At 71.4% G+C, this 19,510-nt stretch carries 19 protein-coding genes and 1 riboswitch; of the genes, 9 read left to right on the top strand and 10 right to left on the bottom strand.

Going from position 1 to position 19,510, the window contains the following annotated elements; all coding sequences use genetic code 11:
- Positions 1–75: 75 nt before the first annotated feature.
- Both ACIGFK_RS32550 and ACIGFK_RS32545 read left to right on the top strand, forming a co-directional pair.
- Complete coding sequence (locus tag ACIGFK_RS32550; RefSeq protein ID WP_386472955.1) at positions 76–1,317, top strand: hypothetical protein; 1,242 nt, start codon at positions 76–78, stop codon at positions 1,315–1,317.
- Between the two features lie 159 nt (positions 1,318–1,476).
- Complete coding sequence (locus ACIGFK_RS32545; RefSeq protein ID WP_376658411.1) at positions 1,477–1,872, top strand: VOC family protein; 396 nt, start codon at positions 1,477–1,479, stop codon at positions 1,870–1,872.
- 44 nt (positions 1,873–1,916) lie between these two features.
- On the opposite strand, the gene ACIGFK_RS32540 is transcribed toward ACIGFK_RS32545, so the two are convergent.
- Positions 1,917–3,023 (bottom strand): right-handed parallel beta-helix repeat-containing protein, encoded by a 1,107-nt coding sequence (locus tag ACIGFK_RS32540; RefSeq protein ID WP_400054660.1) that lies wholly within the window; start codon positions 3,021–3,023, stop codon positions 1,917–1,919.
- Positions 3,024–3,465: 442 nt separating this feature from the next.
- A complete protein-coding gene (locus tag ACIGFK_RS32535) occupies positions 3,466–4,083 on the bottom strand; it encodes a phosphoribosylanthranilate isomerase (protein WP_376661396.1) in 618 nt (205 codons plus the stop codon).
- 136 nt (positions 4,084–4,219) lie between these two features.
- Between ACIGFK_RS32535 and ACIGFK_RS32530 the strand changes: the two genes are divergently transcribed.
- Positions 4,220–4,807: a Uma2 family endonuclease gene (locus tag ACIGFK_RS32530; RefSeq protein WP_376661404.1), complete on the top strand. Its 588-nt coding sequence runs from the start codon at positions 4,220–4,222 to the stop codon at positions 4,805–4,807.
- A gap of 4 nt (positions 4,808–4,811) precedes the next feature.
- Positions 4,812–5,240, top strand: coding sequence for a GNAT family N-acetyltransferase (locus ACIGFK_RS32525; protein ID WP_400054657.1), 429 nt, complete (start codon positions 4,812–4,814; stop codon positions 5,238–5,240).
- Positions 5,241–5,392: 152 nt separating this feature from the next.
- Here ACIGFK_RS32525 and groL read toward each other — a convergent pair whose 3' ends face one another.
- The 4 genes from groL to thrC form a co-directional block, all read right to left on the bottom strand.
- A complete protein-coding gene (gene groL / locus ACIGFK_RS32520) occupies positions 5,393–7,015 on the bottom strand; it encodes a chaperonin GroEL (protein ID WP_376661398.1) in 1,623 nt (540 codons plus the stop codon).
- 343 nt (positions 7,016–7,358) lie between these two features.
- On the bottom strand, positions 7,359–7,565 hold the full coding sequence (locus ACIGFK_RS32515) for a cold-shock protein (protein ID WP_030009783.1): 207 nt from the start codon (positions 7,563–7,565) through the stop codon (positions 7,359–7,361).
- A gap of 408 nt (positions 7,566–7,973) precedes the next feature.
- On the bottom strand, positions 7,974–8,252 hold the full coding sequence (locus ACIGFK_RS32510) for a MoaD/ThiS family protein (protein WP_376661399.1): 279 nt from the start codon (positions 8,250–8,252) through the stop codon (positions 7,974–7,976).
- A gap of 36 nt (positions 8,253–8,288) precedes the next feature.
- Complete coding sequence (gene thrC / locus ACIGFK_RS32505) at positions 8,289–9,602, bottom strand: threonine synthase (RefSeq protein WP_376661400.1); 1,314 nt, start codon at positions 9,600–9,602, stop codon at positions 8,289–8,291.
- A riboswitch (SAM riboswitch) is annotated at positions 9,596–9,748 on the bottom strand. It overlaps the preceding gene by 7 nt.
- 185 nt (positions 9,749–9,933) lie before the next feature.
- Here thrC and ACIGFK_RS32500 point away from each other — a divergent pair.
- Together ACIGFK_RS32500 and ACIGFK_RS32495 are read left to right on the top strand one after the other, a co-directional pair.
- The gene (locus tag ACIGFK_RS32500) at positions 9,934–10,911 is read left to right on the top strand and encodes a glucosyl-3-phosphoglycerate synthase (RefSeq protein ID WP_400054654.1); all 978 of its coding nucleotides are present in this window, start codon (positions 9,934–9,936) and stop codon (positions 10,909–10,911) included.
- A 46-nt stretch (positions 10,912–10,957) separates the two neighbouring features.
- Positions 10,958–12,418, top strand: a complete 1,461-nt coding sequence (locus tag ACIGFK_RS32495) for a trehalose-6-phosphate synthase (protein WP_376661402.1) — start codon at positions 10,958–10,960, stop codon at positions 12,416–12,418.
- Between the two features lie 231 nt (positions 12,419–12,649).
- Here the strand turns inward: ACIGFK_RS32495 and otsB are convergent, their stop codons facing one another.
- The 3 genes from otsB to ACIGFK_RS32480 are packed head-to-tail and all read right to left on the bottom strand — an operon-like array spanning position 12,650 to position 15,148.
- On the bottom strand, positions 12,650–13,501 hold the full coding sequence (gene otsB, locus ACIGFK_RS32490; RefSeq protein ID WP_376658594.1) for a trehalose-phosphatase: 852 nt from the start codon (positions 13,499–13,501) through the stop codon (positions 12,650–12,652).
- Positions 13,502–13,561: 60 nt separating this feature from the next.
- Positions 13,562–13,798, bottom strand: a complete 237-nt coding sequence (locus ACIGFK_RS32485; RefSeq protein WP_376658593.1) for a DUF3263 domain-containing protein — start codon at positions 13,796–13,798, stop codon at positions 13,562–13,564.
- Positions 13,799–13,843: 45 nt separating this feature from the next.
- Positions 13,844–15,148 (bottom strand): extracellular solute-binding protein, encoded by a 1,305-nt coding sequence (locus ACIGFK_RS32480; protein ID WP_386471734.1) that lies wholly within the window; start codon positions 15,146–15,148, stop codon positions 13,844–13,846.
- A 178-nt stretch (positions 15,149–15,326) separates the two neighbouring features.
- Between ACIGFK_RS32480 and ACIGFK_RS32475 the strand changes: the two genes are divergently transcribed.
- From ACIGFK_RS32475 to ACIGFK_RS32465, 3 genes are all read left to right on the top strand, one after another.
- A complete protein-coding gene (locus ACIGFK_RS32475) occupies positions 15,327–16,259 on the top strand; it encodes an ROK family protein (RefSeq protein ID WP_376658596.1) in 933 nt (310 codons plus the stop codon).
- Positions 16,259–17,410 carry an N-acetylglucosamine-6-phosphate deacetylase gene (gene nagA / locus ACIGFK_RS32470; RefSeq protein ID WP_376658591.1) on the top strand — a complete coding sequence of 384 codons (1,152 nt, stop codon included), beginning with the start codon at positions 16,259–16,261 and terminating at the stop codon, positions 17,408–17,410. Before ACIGFK_RS32475 ends, nagA begins: the two co-directional genes overlap by 1 nt.
- Positions 17,411–17,524: 114 nt before the next feature.
- Positions 17,525–18,445: a 1-phosphofructokinase family hexose kinase gene (locus ACIGFK_RS32465; protein WP_376658590.1), complete on the top strand. Its 921-nt coding sequence runs from the start codon at positions 17,525–17,527 to the stop codon at positions 18,443–18,445.
- A 22-nt stretch (positions 18,446–18,467) separates the two neighbouring features.
- Here ACIGFK_RS32465 and ACIGFK_RS32460 read toward each other — a convergent pair whose 3' ends face one another.
- Positions 18,468–19,475, bottom strand: coding sequence for a CBM35 domain-containing protein (locus ACIGFK_RS32460; RefSeq protein ID WP_400054650.1), 1,008 nt, complete (start codon positions 19,473–19,475; stop codon positions 18,468–18,470).
- Between the last annotated feature and the right edge of the window lie 35 nt (positions 19,476–19,510).

The raw sequence follows: 19,510 nt of genomic DNA, 5'->3' as shown, positions 1-19,510 counted from the left end.
CCGGGCATTTCGGGCGATCACTACGGTCACGCTGCGTACACATCACACACGCAGAGTCACCATTCGAGGAGATGTATGAACAAGGCTGCTTGGCGTTCACTCGCGCTCGCGACCGTGCTGGCCGTCCTCCCCCTCGGTGCGACGGCGACCGCAGAAGCGGAGGCGCCCGGGCCCCTGTCCGCCGATGCCGTGGCGGCCATGACGCCGCAACAGCAGGGCGAGGTACTGGAACCGCTCAGGATCGTGGCCGACGCCGCGGCGCGGGCCGGCCGGGGCGCGTACGCGGACGTGTACACGCAGGTCGAGATGGCCCCCGACTACCGCTCGGTCAACGTCTACCTCACCGATACGACCCGGGGCGCGGCCTTCCTCGACGCGGTGCAGAAGGCCGCCCCGGCGGCCGACACGAAGCTGCTGAACGTACGCAGGAGCGCGAAGACGCTGCAGCAGCTGCGGAAGGAGATCACGGACTTCCGCACCCGCAAGGACCTGCCCTTCAAGATCGAGATGGCGGGCAGCACCGTCGACGGCGGTGCGATCGAGCTGACCGTCGACGACGCGAAGGCCGCGCAGAAGTACCTCGCCGGACCCGCCGTCGCACAGGAGCTCGCGGCCGCCCGGACCACCCCCATCCGCGTCCGCCAGTCCTCCCCCATGGTGCCGCTGAGCCGCTGGGACGACCGGGAGCCGTTCTACGCGGGGGCCGCGCTCGGACCCGCGAACGGCTCCTTCGCCCACTGCACCAGTGGCATCCCTGCCCACAGCACGGTGGACAACCGCCAGTGGCTCGTCACCGCGGGCCACTGCTACGGGCTCGGCGAGACCGTCTTCACTGCCGGCGGCTACCGCGTCGGCACGGTCGGAGCCAAGCTGGACGACCTCGACTCGGCGTTCATCGAGACACGGACGAGCCGCTACACCTGGGACGGCGTCGACGCGCAGGGCTACACCCGCCGCCTCAACGGCGTGCGCAACGCGGCGGTCGGCGACTTCACCTGCCACCTGGGCTACACCACCAAGGTGGCCTGCAACATCCGCACCGCGTACGCCGGCAGCGCGACCTGGGTCAACAACGGCGCCTACGTCTGGGGCAGCGCCAGCGACCCGAACCCCAGCCCCAGCCCCGTCATCGCCCGGCCCGGCGACAGCGGCGGGCCGGTGATCACCATCAACGACCAGGACTCCCGGCAGCTGAACGGCATGCTCATCGCGGGATTCAACTGTTCGGGCGTCGGTCAGGACCAGGGCTGCAGGCAGATCGGCTGGATCGAAGTGGGCGACGTCTTCGAGAGGTTCGCCCTCCGCCTCGCGGACTGACGCCGACAGCGCGTAAGGTCGGCCCGGTGACTGCCGGGTCGGCCTTGGGCCATACACGAGCGAGGCCCCCGGCCTCCGCGTGACCACCGGGCGGGCCAGGGGCCCGCCGCCCTCTCCATGTCCTCGATCCCGAACCCGAGACCTGGAGAGCCACCCCACATGTCCGTCACCGAAGTCCAGCTCAACCACACCGTCGTCCACGCCACTGACCGGCAGCTGTCGGCCGAGTTCATCGCCGTCGTCCTGGGCCTGAAGCCAGGCACCCCCTTCGGCCCGTTCCTGCCCGTCGACCTCGGCAACAACATCACGCTCGACTACTACGAACAGCCCGCCGGCGAGCCGCTCCAGCCGCAGCACTACGCCTTCCTCGTGCCCGACGACCAGTTCGACACGATGCTCGCCCGGCTGGACGCGATCGGGGTCACCCACTACGCAGACCCCCACCACACCGAACCGGGCCGGATCAACCACCTCTTCGGCGGCCGCGGCGCGTACTTCGCCGATCCGGACGGCCACAACATGGAGATCATGACCCGGCCCTACGCCAGGCCCTGACCCTCCCGGGGCCCGGACCGCCGCGCGGACCGGGCCCCGTACCCCTAACGCTCGGTCACCTCGGCGGTGAACGGGGGATTCTCGAAGATCCCGATCCGGTCTCCCGAGACGTTCGCGATCCTCACCCGGTCCAGCTCCACCGTGGTGTCGACTTCGAAGGCGACGGCCGCGACACCGCCCCCGCCTCCCCGGATGGTGTCCTTGACCGAGGTGAACCTGCCGTCCTGGAAGGCGATGCCGAAGTAGTCGCTGTCGATGATGGTGTTGTTGCGGGTCTCCAGCCCGCCGTAGCCGTAGACGCCGAGCTGGTTGCCGACGAGACGGTTCCCGGTGACCACGACGCCCGGGCCGGCCAGGATGCCGGCGTGCTGGAAGTCGCGGAAGAAGTCCGTTCCGCAACCCGGATCCGGCTCGCGGCAGGAGTTGTCGCTCACGATGTTGTGCTCGACCCTGCCGGTCGCGTCGATGAACTCGATGCCGTCCGTGGAGACGGTCTTCTGGCCGGTGATGACGTTGCGGAGCAGCGTGGCCCTGGAGTCACGGCTGAGTACGACGACGCCGGAGCCCTGGTAGTCCGTGATCCTGGAATCCCGGATGTCCGCCGACCCGGCACCGGTGGGATAGTCCCCGACGAGGACGGCGTTGGCGCTGTGGAAGCACCCTGCGAGCGGGGTGTCCTTGATGTGGGACACCGCGGCGTGGCTCAGGTCCAGGTGCGCCCCGCCGAAAACCCGGATCCCCGCTCCGAGCGCGCCCCGTTCACACGTACCGGACCCCGGCCCGCTCACGGACAGCCGGGACATCGTCACGTGCGCCGCGTTGTCGAGGTAGACGATCGAGTTGAGGCCGTCGGGATCGGCCACCAGGGCCTGCGGCGCGAGGATGGTGGACTTCCCGGCGCCCGCGCCCGCGATGGTGAGGTCCTTGTGGACCCTCACCTGCTCGCGGTAGACGCCGGGGCGCAGCGCGATGCGGCCCCCGGGCTGCGCGGCGTCGACCGCGGACTGGACGGTCGGGTAGGCGGCCGACGGAACGACCAGCTCGCCCGGCTTCGGCGCGGCGGACGAGGACGCGGGCGCGAGGGAGCCGAGTGCCACCGAGGCCAGCAGCGTGCCGAGGGCTGCGGCGCAGCGTGTGCGGAGGAAGTTCATCCGTCCACGGGAACACGGCCCGCCCCCGATCCCGGCGGACCGTGCCGCAGCACTGGCCCGTCCGGACCACCGGAACCACACCCCGAGGCCCCCACCCCTGCGCCGCCGGGGCCGGGTGTGCGGCGGGGCGCCCCCGCAGGGCGTCGAACGCAACCGCCCTCCACCCTCCGACCCCTGGAAACGTTCGACGGCCGAGGAGATGCCCCGGCGCGCGCCCGGGCCCGGCGGCCCCGACGGTGCCGCTGCGCGGAGCCGCTCCCCGCCCCGCCCTTCCACCGTTCCCCGGGCTCCGCCCGGACCCGGCGGGGGCTCCGCCCGGACCCCCGGTCCTCAAACGCCGGACGGGCCGGAGGGTGCAGACGGCAGCAGCCGAAATCCAGCCCCGCCGGCGTTTGAGGCGCGGGCGCGGAGCGCCGTAGGGGTGACGGGCTGAAGCGGCGGCTCAGGCCGCCCCGCCCCGCGCCGCTTCGATGAAGGCGCGGATCAGGTCGGGCGACTTCACGCCGCGCGCCGACTCGACCCCGCTGGACACGTCCACGCCCCACGCGCCGGTGACCTCGACCGCCTCCCGCACGTTGCCCGGGTTCAGCCCGCCCGCGAGCAGCCAGTGCCCCTCGGGGGCGGTGAAGTCCGCCGCGCCCCAGTTCCAGGGCTTGCCGGAGCCGGGGTCGGGGGCGTCCAGCAGCAGCAGGTCCTCCCCGTACTCACCGCACCGCTCCACCTGCTCGGCGGTGGCCCGCAGCAGGGTACGGCCCTCGGCGCGCAGCGCCGCGAAGTCCTCGGGGCCTTCCTCGCCGTGCAGCTGCACACCCCGTACACCGCTCTCCTCGGCGAACCGGCGCACCTCCTCGACCGTCTGCTTCCGGAACACCCCGACGGTGAGCACCTCGTCCGGCACCCGCGCCGCCAGCACCCGCGCGGTGGCGGCGTCGACCGTACGCGGACTCCCGGGCGCGAACACGAACCCGACGGCATCGGCCCCGGCCTCGACGGCCACGTCGACGTCGTGGGCGGTCTTGAGGCCGCAGATCTTGACGAAGAGTGCGCTGCTTTCGCTCATGCCCCGAGTCAACCAAAACCACCCGGTCGATGGGGACCCGTCCCGAGGACCGGGCACGGAAACGACCTCGGCACTAGCCTGGGATGAGGCACGGGCTCAGCACAGCACGCCGTGCGGAGGACGACGGGTGACCATCATGATCGAGCGGGCCACACCGATAGAGACGTTGTCGGCGCCGCCGACCTTCGAAGACCTCCTGCGCACGGTCGCGGAGCTGAACACGCCAGACGGCTTCAAGGCCGAGCTCATCCGGGGGAAGATCGTCGTGTCGCCGTGGTCCCTGCGCCGCTACTACCGCCCCATGCGGGCACTGCGCAAGCAACTCGAGGCCCACGCCCCGGAAGGACATGTCGCGGACATCGCGCCGTTCCTCTTCCAGTTCCCTGAAGCAGGACGTGCTTACGGCCCCGATCTCTACGTGGTGGACGAGTCCGGCTTCGAGGGCGAGGGGAGGCATCTGGACGCAGCGGCACTCTCCCTGGTGACCGAGTTCACCTCGGTGTCCACGAAAGACGTGGACTGGCACGAGAAGCTGGACGTGTACGGACAGCTCGTCCCCGTCCACCTGGTCGTCGACATGCAAGCGTCCGAGATCACCTGCTTCTGGGAACCCTCCCCGCACGGATACCGCTCCCGCAGGACAGTGTCCTTCGGCGAGCCCCTGCCCGTCCCTGCCCCCTTCGGATTCGAGATCGACACCACCGGCTTCCGACCCGCACGATGACCCCATGAACGACAACGGGGTGGGGATCACCACAGGCGGCCCGGACGCCGAGCTCGACGCGCGCCTGAGCAAGGAGCTGGACGTCTTCAACCAGGCCGCGACGCCGGGCCAGGAGCAGTCCGAGTTCACCGTGCGGATCACCGACGCGGACGGAGAGCTCGTCGCCGGGCTCAGCGGCTGGAGCTGGGGCGACCGGGCGGGCATGGCGATGACCTGGGTCCGCGAGGACAGCCGGGGCGCCGGCTGGGGCGCGAAGCTCCTGGCCGCCGCCGAGGAAGAGGCCCGGGCCCGGGGCTGCGCGAGCGTCCTCGTCTCCTCGTTCACCTTCCAGGCCCCGTCCTTCTACGCCCGCCACGGCTACGTGGAAACGGCCCGCGTCCCGGGCTTCCCGGGCGGCCACGAGGACGTGTACTTCCTCAAGCAGCTGGCCTGACCCGCTGGCCTGACCCGCACCCGAGCATGAACCGCACCGCACCGCACCGCGGAAACGCCCGAGGGCGGCACCCCCTCCGTCAGGAAGGGGTGCCGCCCTCGGTACGTGAAGAACAGCCGATCCACCAGGGCCGGAGGCCGGCCCGCGGTGGATCAGAAGTCCATGTCGCCGCCCGGCATGCCGCCGCCGGCAGCAGCGCCGGCCTTCTCGGGCTTGTCGGCGATGACGGCCTCGGTGGTGAGGAAGAGGGCCGCGATGGACGCCGCGTTCTGCAGCGCGGAGCGGGTGACCTTCGCCGGGTCGATGATGCCCTCGGCGATCATGTCGACGTACTCGCCGGTCGCGGCGTTGAGGCCCCAGCCGACGGTCAGGTTGCGGACCTTCTCCACGACGACGCCACCCTCGAGACCACCGTTGACGGCGATCTGCTTGAGCGGGGCCTCCAGGGCGAGCTTCACGGCGTTGGCGCCGGTCGCCTCGTCACCCGACAGGTCGAGCTTCTCGAAGACCGAGGAGGCCTGCAGCAGGGCCACGCCACCGCCGGCGACGATGCCCTCCTCGACGGCCGCCTTCGCGTTGCGAACGGCGTCCTCGATGCGGTGCTTGCGCTCCTTGAGCTCGACCTCGGTCGCGGCACCGGCCTTGATGACGGCCACGCCGCCGGCCAGCTTCGCGAGGCGCTCCTGGAGCTTCTCGCGGTCGTAGTCCGAGTCGGAGTTCTCGATCTCGGCGCGGATCTGGTTCACGCGACCGGCGACCTGGTCGCTGTCACCGGCACCGTCGACGATGGTGGTCTCGTCCTTGGTGATGACGACCTTGCGGGCGCGGCCGAGCAGGTCGAGACCGGCGTTCTCCAGCTTGAGGCCGACCTCCTCGGAGATGACCGTGCCGCCCGTGAGGATGGCGATGTCGCCGAGCATGGCCTTGCGGCGGTCGCCGAAGCCCGGGGCCTTGACGGCGACGGACTTGAAGGTGCCGCGGATCTTGTTGACGACCAGGGTCGACAGGGCCTCGCCCTCGACGTCCTCGGCGATGATCAGCAGCGGCTTGCCGGACTGCATGACCTTCTCCAGGAGCGGCAGCAGGTCCTTGACCGAGCCGATCTTGGAGTTGACGATCAGGATGTACGGGTCGTCGAGAGCCGACTCCATACGCTCCATGTCGGTGGCGAAGTACGCCGAGATGTAGCCCTTGTCGAAGCGCATGCCCTCGGTGAGCTCGAGCTCCAGACCGAAGGTCTGCGACTCCTCGACGGTGATGACGCCTTCCTTGCCGACCTTGTCCATGGCCTCGGCGATGAGCTCGCCGATCTGGGTGTCGGCGGCGGAGATGGAGGCCGTGGAAGCGATCTGCTCCTTGGTCTCGACATCCTTCGCCTGGGCGAGCAGGGCGGCGGAGACGGCCTCGACGGCCTTCTCGATACCACGCTTGAGGGCCATCGGGTTGGCACCGGCGGCCACGTTGCGCAGACCCTCGCGGACGAGCGCCTGGGCGAGGACGGTGGCGGTGGTCGTACCGTCGCCGGCGACGTCGTCCGTCTTCTTGGCGACTTCCTTGACCAGCTCGGCGCCGATCTTCTCGTACGGGTCCTCGAGCTCGATCTCCTTGGCGATGGAAACACCATCGTTGGTGATCGTGGGGGCGCCCCACTTCTTCTCAAGGACGACGTTGCGACCCTTGGGGCCAAGGGTGACCTTGACGGCGTCGGCGAGCTGGTTCATCCCACGCTCGAGGCCGCGGCGGGCCTCCTCGTCGAACGCAATGATCTTGGCCATCTGAAGTGGTCCTCCCGGACAGCGGTGGATTGCTCCTGGACCGCGCCCGCGCCCGCGACGGACGGCCTGCGTGCCCGGCGGTTCCTTCCCGCCGGACCCTGCGGGCCTCACCGACCCGGTCCTCGTTCAGTAGCACTCTCAACCGGAGAGTGCTAACGCCAATGATTAGCACTCGACCCCCACGAGTGCAAGCGGCTTGGGGTAACGCCGGGCCGTGGCCCAAGGGACGTACGGCAAACGCACGAGGGGCCCGCATCCCTCCTCGGATGCAGGCCCCTCGTTGTGTCTGCGCGTACGCGGGTGCGCGCGTACGTGTCGCGTCGGTGGTCGATCGCTCCGGGACTCAGCCGAGTGCGAGCTTGACCATGTCCGCCTGCGGACCCTTCTGGCCCTGCGAGATCTCGAACTCGACCCGCTGACCCTCTTCAAGGGTGCGGTATCCGTCCATCTGGATGGCGCTGTAGTGGACGAACACATCCGCACCACCGTCGACCGCGATGAAGCCGTAGCCCTTCTCCGCGTTGAACCACTTGACGGTGCCCTGAGCCATGCCTAACTCCCCTATTACTGGCCCTTGCGCGGGAACGCACTTCGCGTTACCGGGTCATCACTTGCGTCGGAACGCGTCGACCGAGGCTGAATGTATCTGCGCCGATGCTGTCTGCAACAGGTCAATCCGACGAGAAATCTGGACACCCAGATACATTGAAATGAAGTGAAAATTTGACATATTCCAGGGCAACTCGGGCCTGACATATCCCGCCAAAGCCCCAAACCGCACCCGCACATTGACCAGATGTCGACCCTCACGCGACCCGTTCATATGCACCGGGCAAGAACAGCGGAGGGGACTTCCCCAACTCTACCGTGCCCAATCAAGCAGAATTGCCCCCTCCGCTTCCAGCGGAGGGGGCAATTCAATTTATGGAGATCCTGTCGGAAGCCCGTGGGCGTCCGGTCAGCAGCCGCCCGCGACGGCCGGGATGATCGAGACGCCGGCGCCGTCCGGCGTCGCCGCCTCCAGCCCGCCCTCGAAGCGCACGTCGTCGTCGTTCACGTAGACGTTCACGAAGCGGCGGAGCTTGCCCTGGTCGTCCAGGACGCGCGCGCCGATGCCGGGGTGGTTCTTCTCCAGCGACTCGATGACCTCGGCCAGGGTCGCACCCTCGGCCGTCACCTCGGCGGCGCCGCCGGTGTAGGTGCGCAGGATGGTGGGGATGCGGACGTTGACGCTCATGGCGACACTGCCTTTCCGGTAGTGCGTAGGGGGTGGTCAGGCCAGGCCGGCGGCGCGGAACGCGTCCAGGCTCGGGCGGATGGTGGCGGTCTGGCCGCTGTCCGCGGCCACCGCCTCCAGGGTCTTGAGGCCGTCACCGGTGTTGAGGATCACGGTGGTCAGCGTCGGGTCGAGCAGCCCGTTCTCGATGAGCTTCTTCGTGACGCCGACGGTCACGCCGCCCGCGGTCTCGGCGAAGATGCCCTCGGACTGCGCGAGGATCTTGATGGCCTCGACGACCTGCTCGTCGTTGACGTCCTCGACCGCACCGCCGGTGCGGCGGGCGATGTCCAGGACGTACGGGCCGTCGGCCGGGTTGCCGATCGCCAGCGACTTGGCGATGGTGTTCGGCTTCTGCGGGCGGACCACGTCGTGGCCGGCCTTGAAGGCGGCCGACACCGGGGAGCAGCCCTCGGCCTGGGCGCCGAAGATCTTGTACGGCTTGTCCTCGACGAGGCCGAGCTTGATCAGCTCCTGCAGACCCTTGTCGATCTTCGTCAGCTGCGAGCCGGACGCGATCGGGATGACGATCTGGTCGGGCAGCTGCCAGCCGAGCTGCTCGCAGATCTCGTACGCCAGCGTCTTGGAGCCCTCGCCGTAGTACGGGCGCAGGTTGACGTTGACGAAGCCCCAGCCCTCGCCCAGCGGGTCGCCGATGAGCTCGGAGCAGAAGCGGTTGACGTCGTCGTAGTTGCCCTCGATGCCGACGAGGTCGCCACCGTAGACACCGGCCATGACGACCTTGCCCTGCTCCAGGTCGTGCGGGATGAACACGCAGGAGCGGAAGCCGGCGCGGGCGGCCGCGGCGCCGACGGCGCCGGCCAGGTTGCCGGTGGAGGAGCAGGAGAGCGTGGTGAAGCCGAACGCGCGGGCCGCCTCGACGGCGATGGCCACGACGCGGTCCTTGAAGGAGTGCGTCGGGTTGCCGGAGTCGTCCTTGACGTAGAGCTTGCCGGTGACGCCGAGCTCCTTGGCCAGGTTGGCCGCGTCCACGAGCTTGGTGAAGCCGGGGTTCAGGCTGGGCTTGGAGGCCACGTCCGCGGGGACGGGCAGCAGCGGGGCGTAGCGCCAGATGTTGTTCGGGCCGGCCTCGATCGCGGCGCGCAGGGCTTCCACGTCTTCGGACGAACCAGTACCGGCGGGAAGGTCGTAGGCGACCTCGAGCGGTCCGAAGCACTCGGCGCACGCGAAGATGGGGCCGAGCTCGAAGCGGGTGCCGCACTCGCGACAGGAAAGACCGTTGGCAGGTCCGAGGTCAACAGAGGTGGCGACAGTCTGTGCAGCCATGATGGCGAGGCCCTTTCTCCTCATCTTCCCCATGGCGCACTTCGCCATGAGACGGAATTGGCACCTTCCCTAGCCGGGGACCCCGCGGGATGCGTATCGCATCGCGAGAACCGACTGGAGGGTTGCCGGGGCTTCAACGGGCCGTGTCCCTCTGCCCCTCTGGATGAGCGGTATGGCACCGGCACACGCGCTCTGTGGCGCGCCGGTGCGTTTGTACGCGGGGACCCCCGGCATGCGGTGGTCCTTCGCGTTGTTCAAGACTGTAACCGAAGGTCCGGGCGGCTGAGATGGCTGTCCGAACCGCGAGATGGATCACATATCGCACCATAACGCCGAAACGCAGGGAGTGCTGAGGGTGCTGGAAGAGGTGGAGCGCTGGCTGGCAGCCCGCTCCTGGTCAGCCGCCGACCGACCGCTCGACCAGCTGCTCGACCGGAAACGGGCGACGGGCACCACGGTCAGCGTGGTCCTGCCCGCGCTCGACGAGGAGCCGACGGTCGGGTCGATCGTGGAGGTGATCCGGCGCGAGCTGATCGAGGGGCTGCCGGTCCCGCTGGTCGACGAACTGGTGGTGATCGACTCGGGCTCCACCGACCGGACGGCCGAGGTAGCCGCGAAGGCCGGCGCCCGGGTGGTGCACCGCGACGGGATACTGCCGCGGATCCCGGCCCTGCCCGGCAAGGGCGAGGTGCTGTGGCGCTCGCTGCTGGCGACCACCGGGGACGTCGTCTGCTTCGTCGACGCCGACCTGCGGGACTTCTCGGCGACCTTCGTCTCCGGGATCGTCGGGCCGCTGCTGACCGACCCGGACGTGCAGTTCGTCAAGGCGATGTACGACCGCCCGCTCGGCACAGAGTTCGACGGGCTCGTCTCCGGCAAGACATCGGGTCAGGGCGGCCGGGTCACGGAGCTGGTGGCCCGCCCCCTCCTGAACCTGCACTGGCCGCAGCTGGCCGGTTTCGTGCAGCCGCTGGGCGGCGAGTACGCCGTGCGCCGCTCCCTGCTGGAGCGGCTGCCGTTCCCCGTCGGGTACGGCGTCGAGCTGGGCCTGCTGGTGGACGCGCTGCACACGGTCGGGCTGGACGCGCTGGCCCAGGTGGACGTGGGCGTACGGCTGCACCGCCACCAGGACGGGCAGGCGCTGGGCCGGATGGCCGCGGCGATCTACCGCACGGCCCTGGTCCGGCTGTCGCGCGGGCACCTCGTACGTCCGGAGCTCACGCAGTTCGAGCGCGGACCGGAGGGCTTCGTACCGCACACGCACCCCGTGGACACCGAGGAGCGGCCGCCGATGCTGGGCGTCAAGGAGTACGCCGTGCGTCGCGTGGCGTGAGGTTTCGCATGGTTTGAGGGGGACCCGGCCGGGCTAGGTGTGCCGCATGGCTTCTCAGGTACTCGTCGCGGCGAACCGCGGCCCGCTCTCCTACGCCCTCGCCGCCGACGGCACGCTCGGTGCCCGGCGCGGCGGGGGCGGTCTCGTCTCCGGCCTCTCCGCGGCCCTCGCGGAGCAGCCGGAGGCGCTGTGGATCTGCGCGGCCCTGTCGGAGGCGGACCGCGAGGCGGTCCGGCGAGGGGTCTCGGAGCCCGGGGTCCGGATGCTCGACATCGACCCCGCCGTCTACGACGACGCGTACAACGGCATCGCGAACTCGGTGCTGTGGTTCACCCACCACCACCTGTACGACGTGCCGCGCGAGCCCGCCTTCGACGCGGAGTTCCGCCGCCGCTGGGCCTCGTACACCGCCTACAACCGCGCCTTCGCGGCCGCCCTCGCCGAGGAGGCCGCCGAGGGGGCGTGCGTGCTGGTCCAGGACTACCACCTGGCCCTGGTCCCGGGGCAGTTGCGGGAGCTGCGGCCGGACCTGCGCATCGCGCACTTCACGCACACGCCGTGGGCCTCGCCGGAGTTCCTGGACATGCTGCCGGACGACGTCCGCTCGGAGCTGATCTGGGGAATGCTCGGGGCGGACCGGCTCGGCTTCCACACCTGGGCCTGGGCCTCGGCCTTCATCAGCGGCGCCGAGACGGACGACGCGATCGGCCTCGCGTGGGGCGCCCTGCCGGGCGGCGACCGGCGCCACGGGGGCCGGCACCGCGGGGTCCAGCACCGGAAGGCGGGCTCGTCGAACCGGTTCACGGACGTGGACGTGTACCCCCTCGGCGTGGACGGTGACGACCTGCGGGCGCTCGCGCACCGGCCGGAGGTGGACGGCAAACTGGCGGGCCTGCGCGCGGAGGTCGGCGACCGGATGACGATCGTCCGGGTGGACCGCACCGAACTGTCGAAGAACATCCTGCGCGGCCTGCTGGCCTACCGGGAGCTGCTCACGACCCACCCCGAGTGGCGGGGCCGGGTGGTCCATCTGGCGTCCGCGTACCCGTCGCGGCAGGACCTGGAGGTCTACCGGGCGTACACGGCGTCGGTGGCGGAGCTGGCGGCGGACATCAACGCGGAGTTCGGCACGCCGGACTGGCAGCCGGTGCTCGTATCGGTCGAGGACGACTTCGCACGCTCCCTGGCGGCGTACCGGATGGCCGACGTGGCGCTGGTGAACCCGGTGCGGGACGGCATGAACCTGGTGGCGAAGGAGATCCCGGTGGTGTCGGAGGCCGGCTGCGCGCTGGTGCTGTCCACCGGGGCGGGGGCGTACGAGGAGCTCCGCCGCGACGCGCTGACGGTGAACCCGTACGACGTCTCGGAGACGGCCGCCGCGCTGCACACGGCTCTCGCCATGCCGGCGGCGGAACGCGCGGACCGCACCAAACGGCTCGCCGCCGCTGCCGTGGCGCTCCCGCCGGCCCAGTGGTTCGCGGCCCAACTGGCCGGCCTCCGCGACTGACCCGTGCGGGGCGGCGCCCCTGAAAATGCCGCTGCGCGGCACCCTGGGCTCCGCCCAGACCCGCTCCTCAAACGCCGGAGGGGCTGGAGTTGGCAAATCCAGCCTCGCCGGCGTTTGAGGCGCCGCCGGAGGCAAACCAGCCCCTCCGGCGTTTGAGGAGCGGGGTCCGGGGCGGCCCGGGGGAAAGGAGGAAGGGCGGGGCGGGGAGCAGCTCCGCGCAGCGGGGCCCGGCTACGCGCGAACGGCCCCGGCCAGCTCGGCCAGGAAGGCCGCCACGGCACCCGGTCCGGGGAGGACCAGGTCGGCCCGCGCGGCCAGCTCCGGCACCTCCGCCGAGCCGCTGGCCACCAGCAGCCCCGGCAGCCCGTCCGCGCGCCGCTTCTCGACCGCCGAGTACGCCGCCAGGTCCCCCAGGTCGTCGCCCGCGTACAGCACCGCCTCCGCGGACCGCTCCGCGAGGAACTCCGTCAGGGCGACGCCCTTGTCCATCCCCGGGGGCCGCAGCTCCAGGACCGCACGCCCCGGCTCCACCATCAGCCCGTGCCGCGCCGCCAGCTCCGCCAGCGGCTCGCGCAGGGCCGCGAAGGCGGCCGCGGGGTCGGCGGCCCGCCGGGTGTGCACCGCCAGGGCCCGGCCCTTCTCCTCGATCCAGGTGCCGCGCCAGGCCCCGATGGAGTCCAGGAAGCCCGGCAGCTCGGCCCGTACGGCCGCCACCCCGGGGTGTTCGGCGGGGGCGTGGACTATGCCGGTGACGGCGTCCCAGCGCTCGGCGCCGTAGTGGCCCAGGACGACGAGGTGCTCCAGCCCGGTGACCCCCGCGAAGCCCCCGTACCGCACGGCGACGCCCGCCGGCCGGCCGGTGATGACGGCGACCGAGTCGACCTCGGGGGCGAGTGCGGAGAGGGCCGGGACGGCCAGGGGGTGGGCGCGGGCCTGGTCCGGGTCCGGGACTATCTCGGCGAGGGTGCCGTCGAAGTCGAGGGCGACCACGGAACGGCGGGGTGCGCGGAGCAGGGCTTCGAGTCCCTCGCGTCCGGCTGCGGTGACGGGCATCGGCAGGTGGTGGTGCGGAGTGCTCCCCATACGGATGACCCTAATGGCCCAGCCGGGCCCCGGCTACGGGGCCGGGACACCGCGCCCCCGCTACCGCCGCGCCCGCTGCGCCTCACGGATGCGCCGCAGCCGGTTCACCGTGCCCGGGGCGTGGGCGAGGGCGCGCGGGTCGTCCATGAGGGTGTTGAGCAGCTGGTAGTACCGGACCGGCGTCATGCCGAGCCCTTCCCGTATGGCCCGCTCCTTGACCCCGGGCCCGGGCCAGGTCCGGCCTTCGTACGCGAGCACCGCGGCCTCGGTGGCCGTCAACTGCCCCTCGTCCGTCATACGGCCAGATTAACGCCGCCCACCGACACCCGGCCCGGCCCGCCCTCAGTGGGCGTCGGCCGACCGCGCCGCCGTCGCGATCTCCTCCAGCACCTTCGCCGGCTGTCCGCCCGGCTGCACGGCGGTGCCGATCTTCTCCTTGATGTCCTCGCTGACGCCCGCCCAGGACTTCTTGCCGACGGGGTACAGCTTCGCGTTCGGCAGTGCGGTCAGGAAGGTCTTCAGCTGTGGCGCGGCGCCGCCCGTACCGGATTCCACGGCCCGGTAGCCGCTCGTGGTGGCGGGCAGCAGGTCGTACTTGGCGGTGAAGGCCGTCACGTTCTGCGGCTCGTACAGGTAGTCCAGGAACGCGCCGGACTCCTTGCGGTGCCCGTTCTTGAAGGCCATGACCCAGTCGGCGACGCCCATCGCCTGGGGGTCGGACCCGTCCGCCGTCGGCAGCGGCACCATCCCGAACTTCACGCCCTTGGCGGCGGCCTGCTTCAGCAGCGTCGGGTGTCCGTTGAGCATGCCGACCTCGCCGCGCGTGAAGGCGTCGAAGGCGGCCTGCCGGTCGACCTTGCCCGGTTCGACGGAGCCGGTGAGGCCCTGGCCGACCAGCTTGTCCCGGAGGAACTCCAGGGTCTTGATGTTGTCCGGGGAGTCGATGGCGTACGCCTCTTCGTTGTCGGTGTAGCCGCCACCGCCCGCCAGGGTCCACATCATCGTCTCGGCCTGCGCCTCCTCGCGGCCCAGCGGCACCGCGAAGGGGGTGGGGACGCCCGCGGCCTTGAGCTTCTTGGCCGCCGCTTCCAGGTCGGCCCAGTTCTTCGGCTGCCAGGACCCGGGCTTCGCGTCCTTCCCGACGACGCCCGCGTCCGCCAGCAGCTTCTCGTTGTAGAAGAGCAGCCGGGTACTGGAGACGAAGGGCATCCCGTACTGGACGCGCTTGACCTTGCCCGCGTCGGCGAGGGGCGCGAGGAAGTCTGCCTCGGTGCGCACGGAGAGCAGCTCGTCGGCCTTGTAGAGCTTTCCGGCGGCCGCGTAGTCGGCGTAGGCGCCGATCTGGGCGATGTCGGGGGCCTTGCCGGCCTTGACCATGGCGGCGACCTTGGCGTCGACCTCCGACCAGGAGTAGACGCTGACCTCGACGTGCACGCCCGGGTTGGCCTTCTCGAAGCCGGCGGCGAGGTCCTTCCAGTAGGCCGCCGAGGAGTTCTGCGGATTGTCCCCGTAGTCGGCCGCCACGACCCGCAGGGTCACCTCGTTGTCCCCGGTGAGTCCCCCGACGGCTCCGCAGGCCGTCAGCGTCACGGCGGTCAGGCACAGCGCGGCGCCGGATGCGGCCAGGCTCAGAAAACGGCCCTTCACGGTTCTCGATCCACTCCCTTTGTCGTACGTACGATCCACGTAAGGTCTACACCACTTTGGCGGCTCCCTCACACCCACCCCCCACCCCGGGTCCCGGATTTGTATGGCCACTCAACAATCCCTCTCACTGGACTAGACCTTTCCCCGCCGAGCACGCGAGACTGTCCCTGTGAAACCCGTGAAACACGTCATCGCCCTCGATGTGGGCGGCACCGGGATGAAGGCCGCCCTGGTCGCCGCCGACGGCACCCTGCTGCACGAGGCCCGCCGCGCCACCGGCCGCGAGCGGGGCCCCGAAGCCGTCGTCGAGACGATCCAGGACTTCGCCGCCGAGCTCCTCGACACCGGCAGGGAGCGCTTCGGGGAACCCGCCTCGGCCGCCGGAGTCGCCGTGCCCGGCATCGTCGACGGCGAGAACGGGATCGCCGTCTACGCGGCGAACCTGGGCTGGCGCGACGTACCGATGCGCGAGCTGCTCGGCCGGCGCCTCGGCGGCATCCCCGTCGCCCTCGGCCACGACGTCCGCACGGGCGGACTCGCCGAAGGCCGCATCGGCGCGGGCCGCGGCGCCGACCGCTTCCTGTTCGTACCGCTCGGCACCGGCATCGCCGGGGCCATCGGCATCGCCGGCCGCATCGAGGCCGGCGCCCACGGCTACGCGGGCGAGATCGGCCACATCGTGGTGCGCCCCGGCGGCCCCGCATGCGGCTGCGGCCAGTACGGCTGCCTGGAGACCCTCGCCTCCGCCTCCGCCGTCAGCCGCGCCTGGGCGGCCGCCTCCGGCGACCCCGACGCCGACGCAGCGGACTGCGCCAAGGCCGTCGAGTCCGGCGACGCCCGCGCCCGCGAGGTGTGGCACGGCGCCGTCGGCGCGCTCGCCGACGGGCTGGTCACCGCGATCACCCTGCTGGACCCGCGCACGCTGATCATCGGTGGCGGGCTCGCGGAGGCGGGGGAAACCTTGTTCACACCACTACGGAAGGCAGTGGAGGAGCGCGTGACGTTCCAGCGGCTGCCCCACATCGTCCCGGCGGCCCTCGGGGACACCGCCGGATGCCTGGGCGCAGGGCTGCTCGCCTGGGACCTACTCGCCACGGAGGTACCGGCCTGATGTCCGGAAGCGCACGCAGCACAGTCCTTTCCGGCGCCAGGGTGGTGCTGCCCACCGGCATCGTGGCGGGCGGCCGCGTCATCGTCGAGGGCGACCGGATCGCCGGGAGCGCGCACGAGGACACGCAGGCCGTCGACCTGTCCGGGCACTGGATCGTCCCCGGCTTCGTGGACATGCACAACCACGGCGGCGGCGGCGCCTCCTTCACCTCCGGCACCGCCGAAGAGGTCCTCCGGGGCGTGCGGACCCACCGCGAGCACGGCACGACCACCCTGGTCGCCTCCACCGTCACCGGGGAGCTCGACGAGCTGGCCCGGCGCGCGGGGCTGCTCGCCGAGCTCACCCAGCAGGGCGAGATCGCGGGCGTCCACTTCGAGGGCCCGTTCATCAACGCCTGCCGCAAGGGCGCGCACAAGGAGGAGCTGCTGCGCGACCCCGACCCGGCCGAGGTCCGCAAGCTCGTCGACGCCGCGCACGGCACGGCCCGCATGTTCACCCTCGCCACCGAACTGCCGGGCGGCCTGGACTCCGTACGGCTGCTGGCCGAGCACGGGGTCATCGCCGCGATCGGCCACACGGACTCCACGTACGACCAGACCCGCCAGGCCATCGAGGCGGGCGCGACCGTCGCCACGCACCTGTACAACGCGATGCCCGGCATGGAGCACCGCGCCCCGGGCCCGATCGCCGCGCTGCTGGAGGACGAGCGGGTCACCGTGGAGCTGATCAACGACGGCGTCCACCTGCACCGGGCCATGCTGGAGCTGGCCTTCCACCACGCGGGCGCGCACCGGGTGGCGCTGATCACGGACGCGATGGACGCGGCCGGCTTCGGCGACGGCACCTACCACCTGGGCCCGCTGGAGGTCGAGGTCAAGGAGGGCGTGGCGCGGCTCGTGGAGGGCGGCTCCATCGCCGGCTCCACGCTGACCCTGGACACCGCCTTCAAGCGCTCGGTCACCCTCGACAAGCTGCCGGTGGAATCCGTGGTGCAGGCGATCTCCGCCAACCCGGCCAAGCTGATCGGCCTGTACGACGAGATCGGCTCGCTGGAGCCCGGCAAGTACGCGGACCTGGTCGTCCTGGACGCGTCCTTCGACCTCAAGGGCGTCATGCGGCGCGGCGAATGGGTCGTCAATCCGGTGTCCTGAACAGCGCCCTGACGGCCAAGCGGCTGTACGGATCAAGGCGGTCGGCCCCGAGAACTGGGCCGACCGCCTTCCGTTTGGCATGATCCCGGCAGCAACAGACCCGGGGGTGCCCAGATGATCCTGACCGTGACGCTCAACACCGCGCTCGATGTGACCTACCGCGTACCGCGGTTGCTGCCGCACGCCTCACACCGGGTCACGGCCGTAACCGAACGCCCCGGCGGCAAGGGGATCAACGTCGCCCGGGTGCTGGCCGCGCTCGGCCACGAGGTGACCGCCACGGGCTTCGCGGGCGGCCCGGTGGGCGCCGTCGTACGGGAGTTGCTGGCGGCCGGGGCCCCCGGGGTGGCCGACGCCCTCGTGCCCTGCGCGGACACCACCCGCCGCACGCTGGCCGTCGTGGACGAGGCCTCCGGCGACACCACCCAGTTCAACGAGCCCGGCCCGCAGGTCACTCCGGCGGAGTGGTCGCAGTTCCTGGCCCGGTACGAGGAGCTCCTGGCCGGCGCCCGGGCGGTCGCCCTGTGCGGCAGCCTCCCGCCGGGCGTCCCCGTGGGCGCGTACGCGGTGCTCGTGCGGCAGGCCCGCGCGGCCGGGGTGCCCGTCCTGCTGGACACCAGCGGGGAGGCCCTGCGCCGCGGGGTCGCCGCCCGCCCGGAGATCATCAAGCCGAACGCCGCCGAGCTGGCGGAGCTCACCGGCTCCCGCGACCCGCTGCCGGCCACCCGCGACGCCCGCCGCCGGGGCGCGCACGCGGTGGTCACCTCGCTGGGCCCGGCCGGCCTGCTGGCCACCACCGCCGCGGGCACCTGGCAGGCGGCCCCGCCCCGCCCGCTGGCCGGCAACCCCACGGGGGCCGGCGACTCCGTGGTCGCCGGGCTGCTGTCCGCGCTGGTGGAGGGCCTGGACTGGCCGGAACGCCTGACCCGCGCGGTGGCCCTGTCGGCGGCCACGGTGCTCGCGCCGGTGGCGGGAGAGTTCGACCCCCGCACCTACGAGGAGGTACGGGGGTCGGTGAAGGTCACGGAGGCCTAGGAAGCCCAGGAGGCCGGCCGGGTCAGCCCTGCTCGAGCCACAGCTGGTCGAGCACGACGTCGCACTGGTTGCCGGCCTCGCACGAGATCTTGATGACGTTCTGGCCCTTCTTGAGGTCGACGAGCGAGTACGTGTTGGTCCAGCCCTTGGCCCAGTCGCCCTCGGCGGCCTTCGAGAAGTTCTTCATGTTGACCGGCCGGGTCTGCACCTCGCCGTTGAGGGTCAGCGTGGTGTTGGCGTCCTTGCCCGGCACCCCGTAGGTCATCTTCAGCTTGTACGAACCGGCCTTGGGCACGTCCAGCGTCCACGTCGCCGCGGCGCCGGGCGTGTTCAGGCCGTCCACGTACTGGCCGCCCGCGCTCTTGGCGCCCGGAACGGCGCTGTTCAGGCGCGCACCGCCGGTGAGGGACATGCCGGCGCCCGCGAAGTCGGCCTTCGGTAGCGGGGCCTCCGGCGCCTGCGAGGCCGTCGCGGGCGCACTCGACGGGGTCTGCGGGGCCGCGGACTGCTGGCCGCCGTTCGCCTCGCCCTTCCCCTTCTTGTCCTTGTCCTTCGGGGAGAAGACCACGGCCGCGCCGATGCCGATCGCGACGGTGGCCACCACCGCGACGGCCGCGATCAGCAGACCGCGGCGGCTGGAGCCGCCACCGCCGCCGTGACCGCCGGAGTGCGACATCGTCTGCGTCTGGTGCTGCGGGGGCTGCTGCTGCGGCGGAACGCCGTAGCCGCCCGCCTGGAGCGCCTCCGGGGCCTGGTACTGGGCCTGGTAGCCCGGCTGCGCGGGCACCTGGCCGCGCTGGCCGCCGTTCCTGCGCTCGCCGACCGTGCGCACCTGGTGGTGGGAGGTACGGGGAACACCCGGCTGCACGCCGGAAGGACCACCCGCGGGTCCCGGGTAGCCGTATCCGCCGGCCTGACCGGGCGGGGTGGCTCCGGCGGCCTGGCCGTCCGCGTAGAGATAGCCGAACGGATCGTCGTCCTCGGGCTGGTTCGCCCCACCGTGCGGTCCGTTGTTCGCGGGCGTCGTCATCGCAGGTCACTCCTTTCGACCCCCGGGAGCCTACC

This window comes from Streptomyces sp. NPDC085524, assembly GCF_044541755.1.
Lineage (GTDB): Bacteria > Actinomycetota > Actinomycetes > Streptomycetales > Streptomycetaceae > Streptomyces.
The sequence above is the reverse complement of the archived record's forward strand: the minus strand, read 5'-3'. Positions and strand labels throughout refer to the sequence as shown.

Coding starts and splice junctions, on each gene's coding strand:
- ACIGFK_RS32550 (WP_386472955.1), top strand. CDS start 76: ATGAACAAGGCTGCTTGGCGTTCACTCGCGCTCGCGACCGTGCTGGCC.
- ACIGFK_RS32545 (WP_376658411.1), top strand. CDS start 1,477: ATGTCCGTCACCGAAGTCCAGCTCAACCACACCGTCGTCCACGCCACT.
- ACIGFK_RS32540 (WP_400054660.1), bottom strand. CDS start 3,023: ATGAACTTCCTCCGCACACGCTGCGCCGCAGCCCTCGGCACGCTGCTG.
- ACIGFK_RS32535 (WP_376661396.1), bottom strand. CDS start 4,083: ATGAGCGAAAGCAGCGCACTCTTCGTCAAGATCTGCGGCCTCAAGACC.
- ACIGFK_RS32530 (WP_376661404.1), top strand. CDS start 4,220: ATGATCGAGCGGGCCACACCGATAGAGACGTTGTCGGCGCCGCCGACC.
- ACIGFK_RS32525 (WP_400054657.1), top strand. CDS start 4,812: ATGAACGACAACGGGGTGGGGATCACCACAGGCGGCCCGGACGCCGAG.
- groL (WP_376661398.1), bottom strand. CDS start 7,015: ATGGCCAAGATCATTGCGTTCGACGAGGAGGCCCGCCGCGGCCTCGAG.
- ACIGFK_RS32515 (WP_030009783.1), bottom strand. CDS start 7,565: ATGGCTCAGGGCACCGTCAAGTGGTTCAACGCGGAGAAGGGCTACGGC.
- ACIGFK_RS32510 (WP_376661399.1), bottom strand. CDS start 8,252: ATGAGCGTCAACGTCCGCATCCCCACCATCCTGCGCACCTACACCGGC.
- thrC (WP_376661400.1), bottom strand. CDS start 9,602: ATGAGGAGAAAGGGCCTCGCCATCATGGCTGCACAGACTGTCGCCACC.
- ACIGFK_RS32495 (WP_376661402.1), top strand. CDS start 10,958: ATGGCTTCTCAGGTACTCGTCGCGGCGAACCGCGGCCCGCTCTCCTAC.
- otsB (WP_376658594.1), bottom strand. CDS start 13,501: ATGGGGAGCACTCCGCACCACCACCTGCCGATGCCCGTCACCGCAGCC.
- ACIGFK_RS32485 (WP_376658593.1), bottom strand. CDS start 13,798: ATGACGGACGAGGGGCAGTTGACGGCCACCGAGGCCGCGGTGCTCGCG.
- nagA (WP_376658591.1), top strand. CDS start 16,259: ATGTCCGGAAGCGCACGCAGCACAGTCCTTTCCGGCGCCAGGGTGGTG.
- ACIGFK_RS32465 (WP_376658590.1), top strand. CDS start 17,525: ATGATCCTGACCGTGACGCTCAACACCGCGCTCGATGTGACCTACCGC.
- ACIGFK_RS32460 (WP_400054650.1), bottom strand. CDS start 19,475: ATGACGACGCCCGCGAACAACGGACCGCACGGTGGGGCGAACCAGCCC.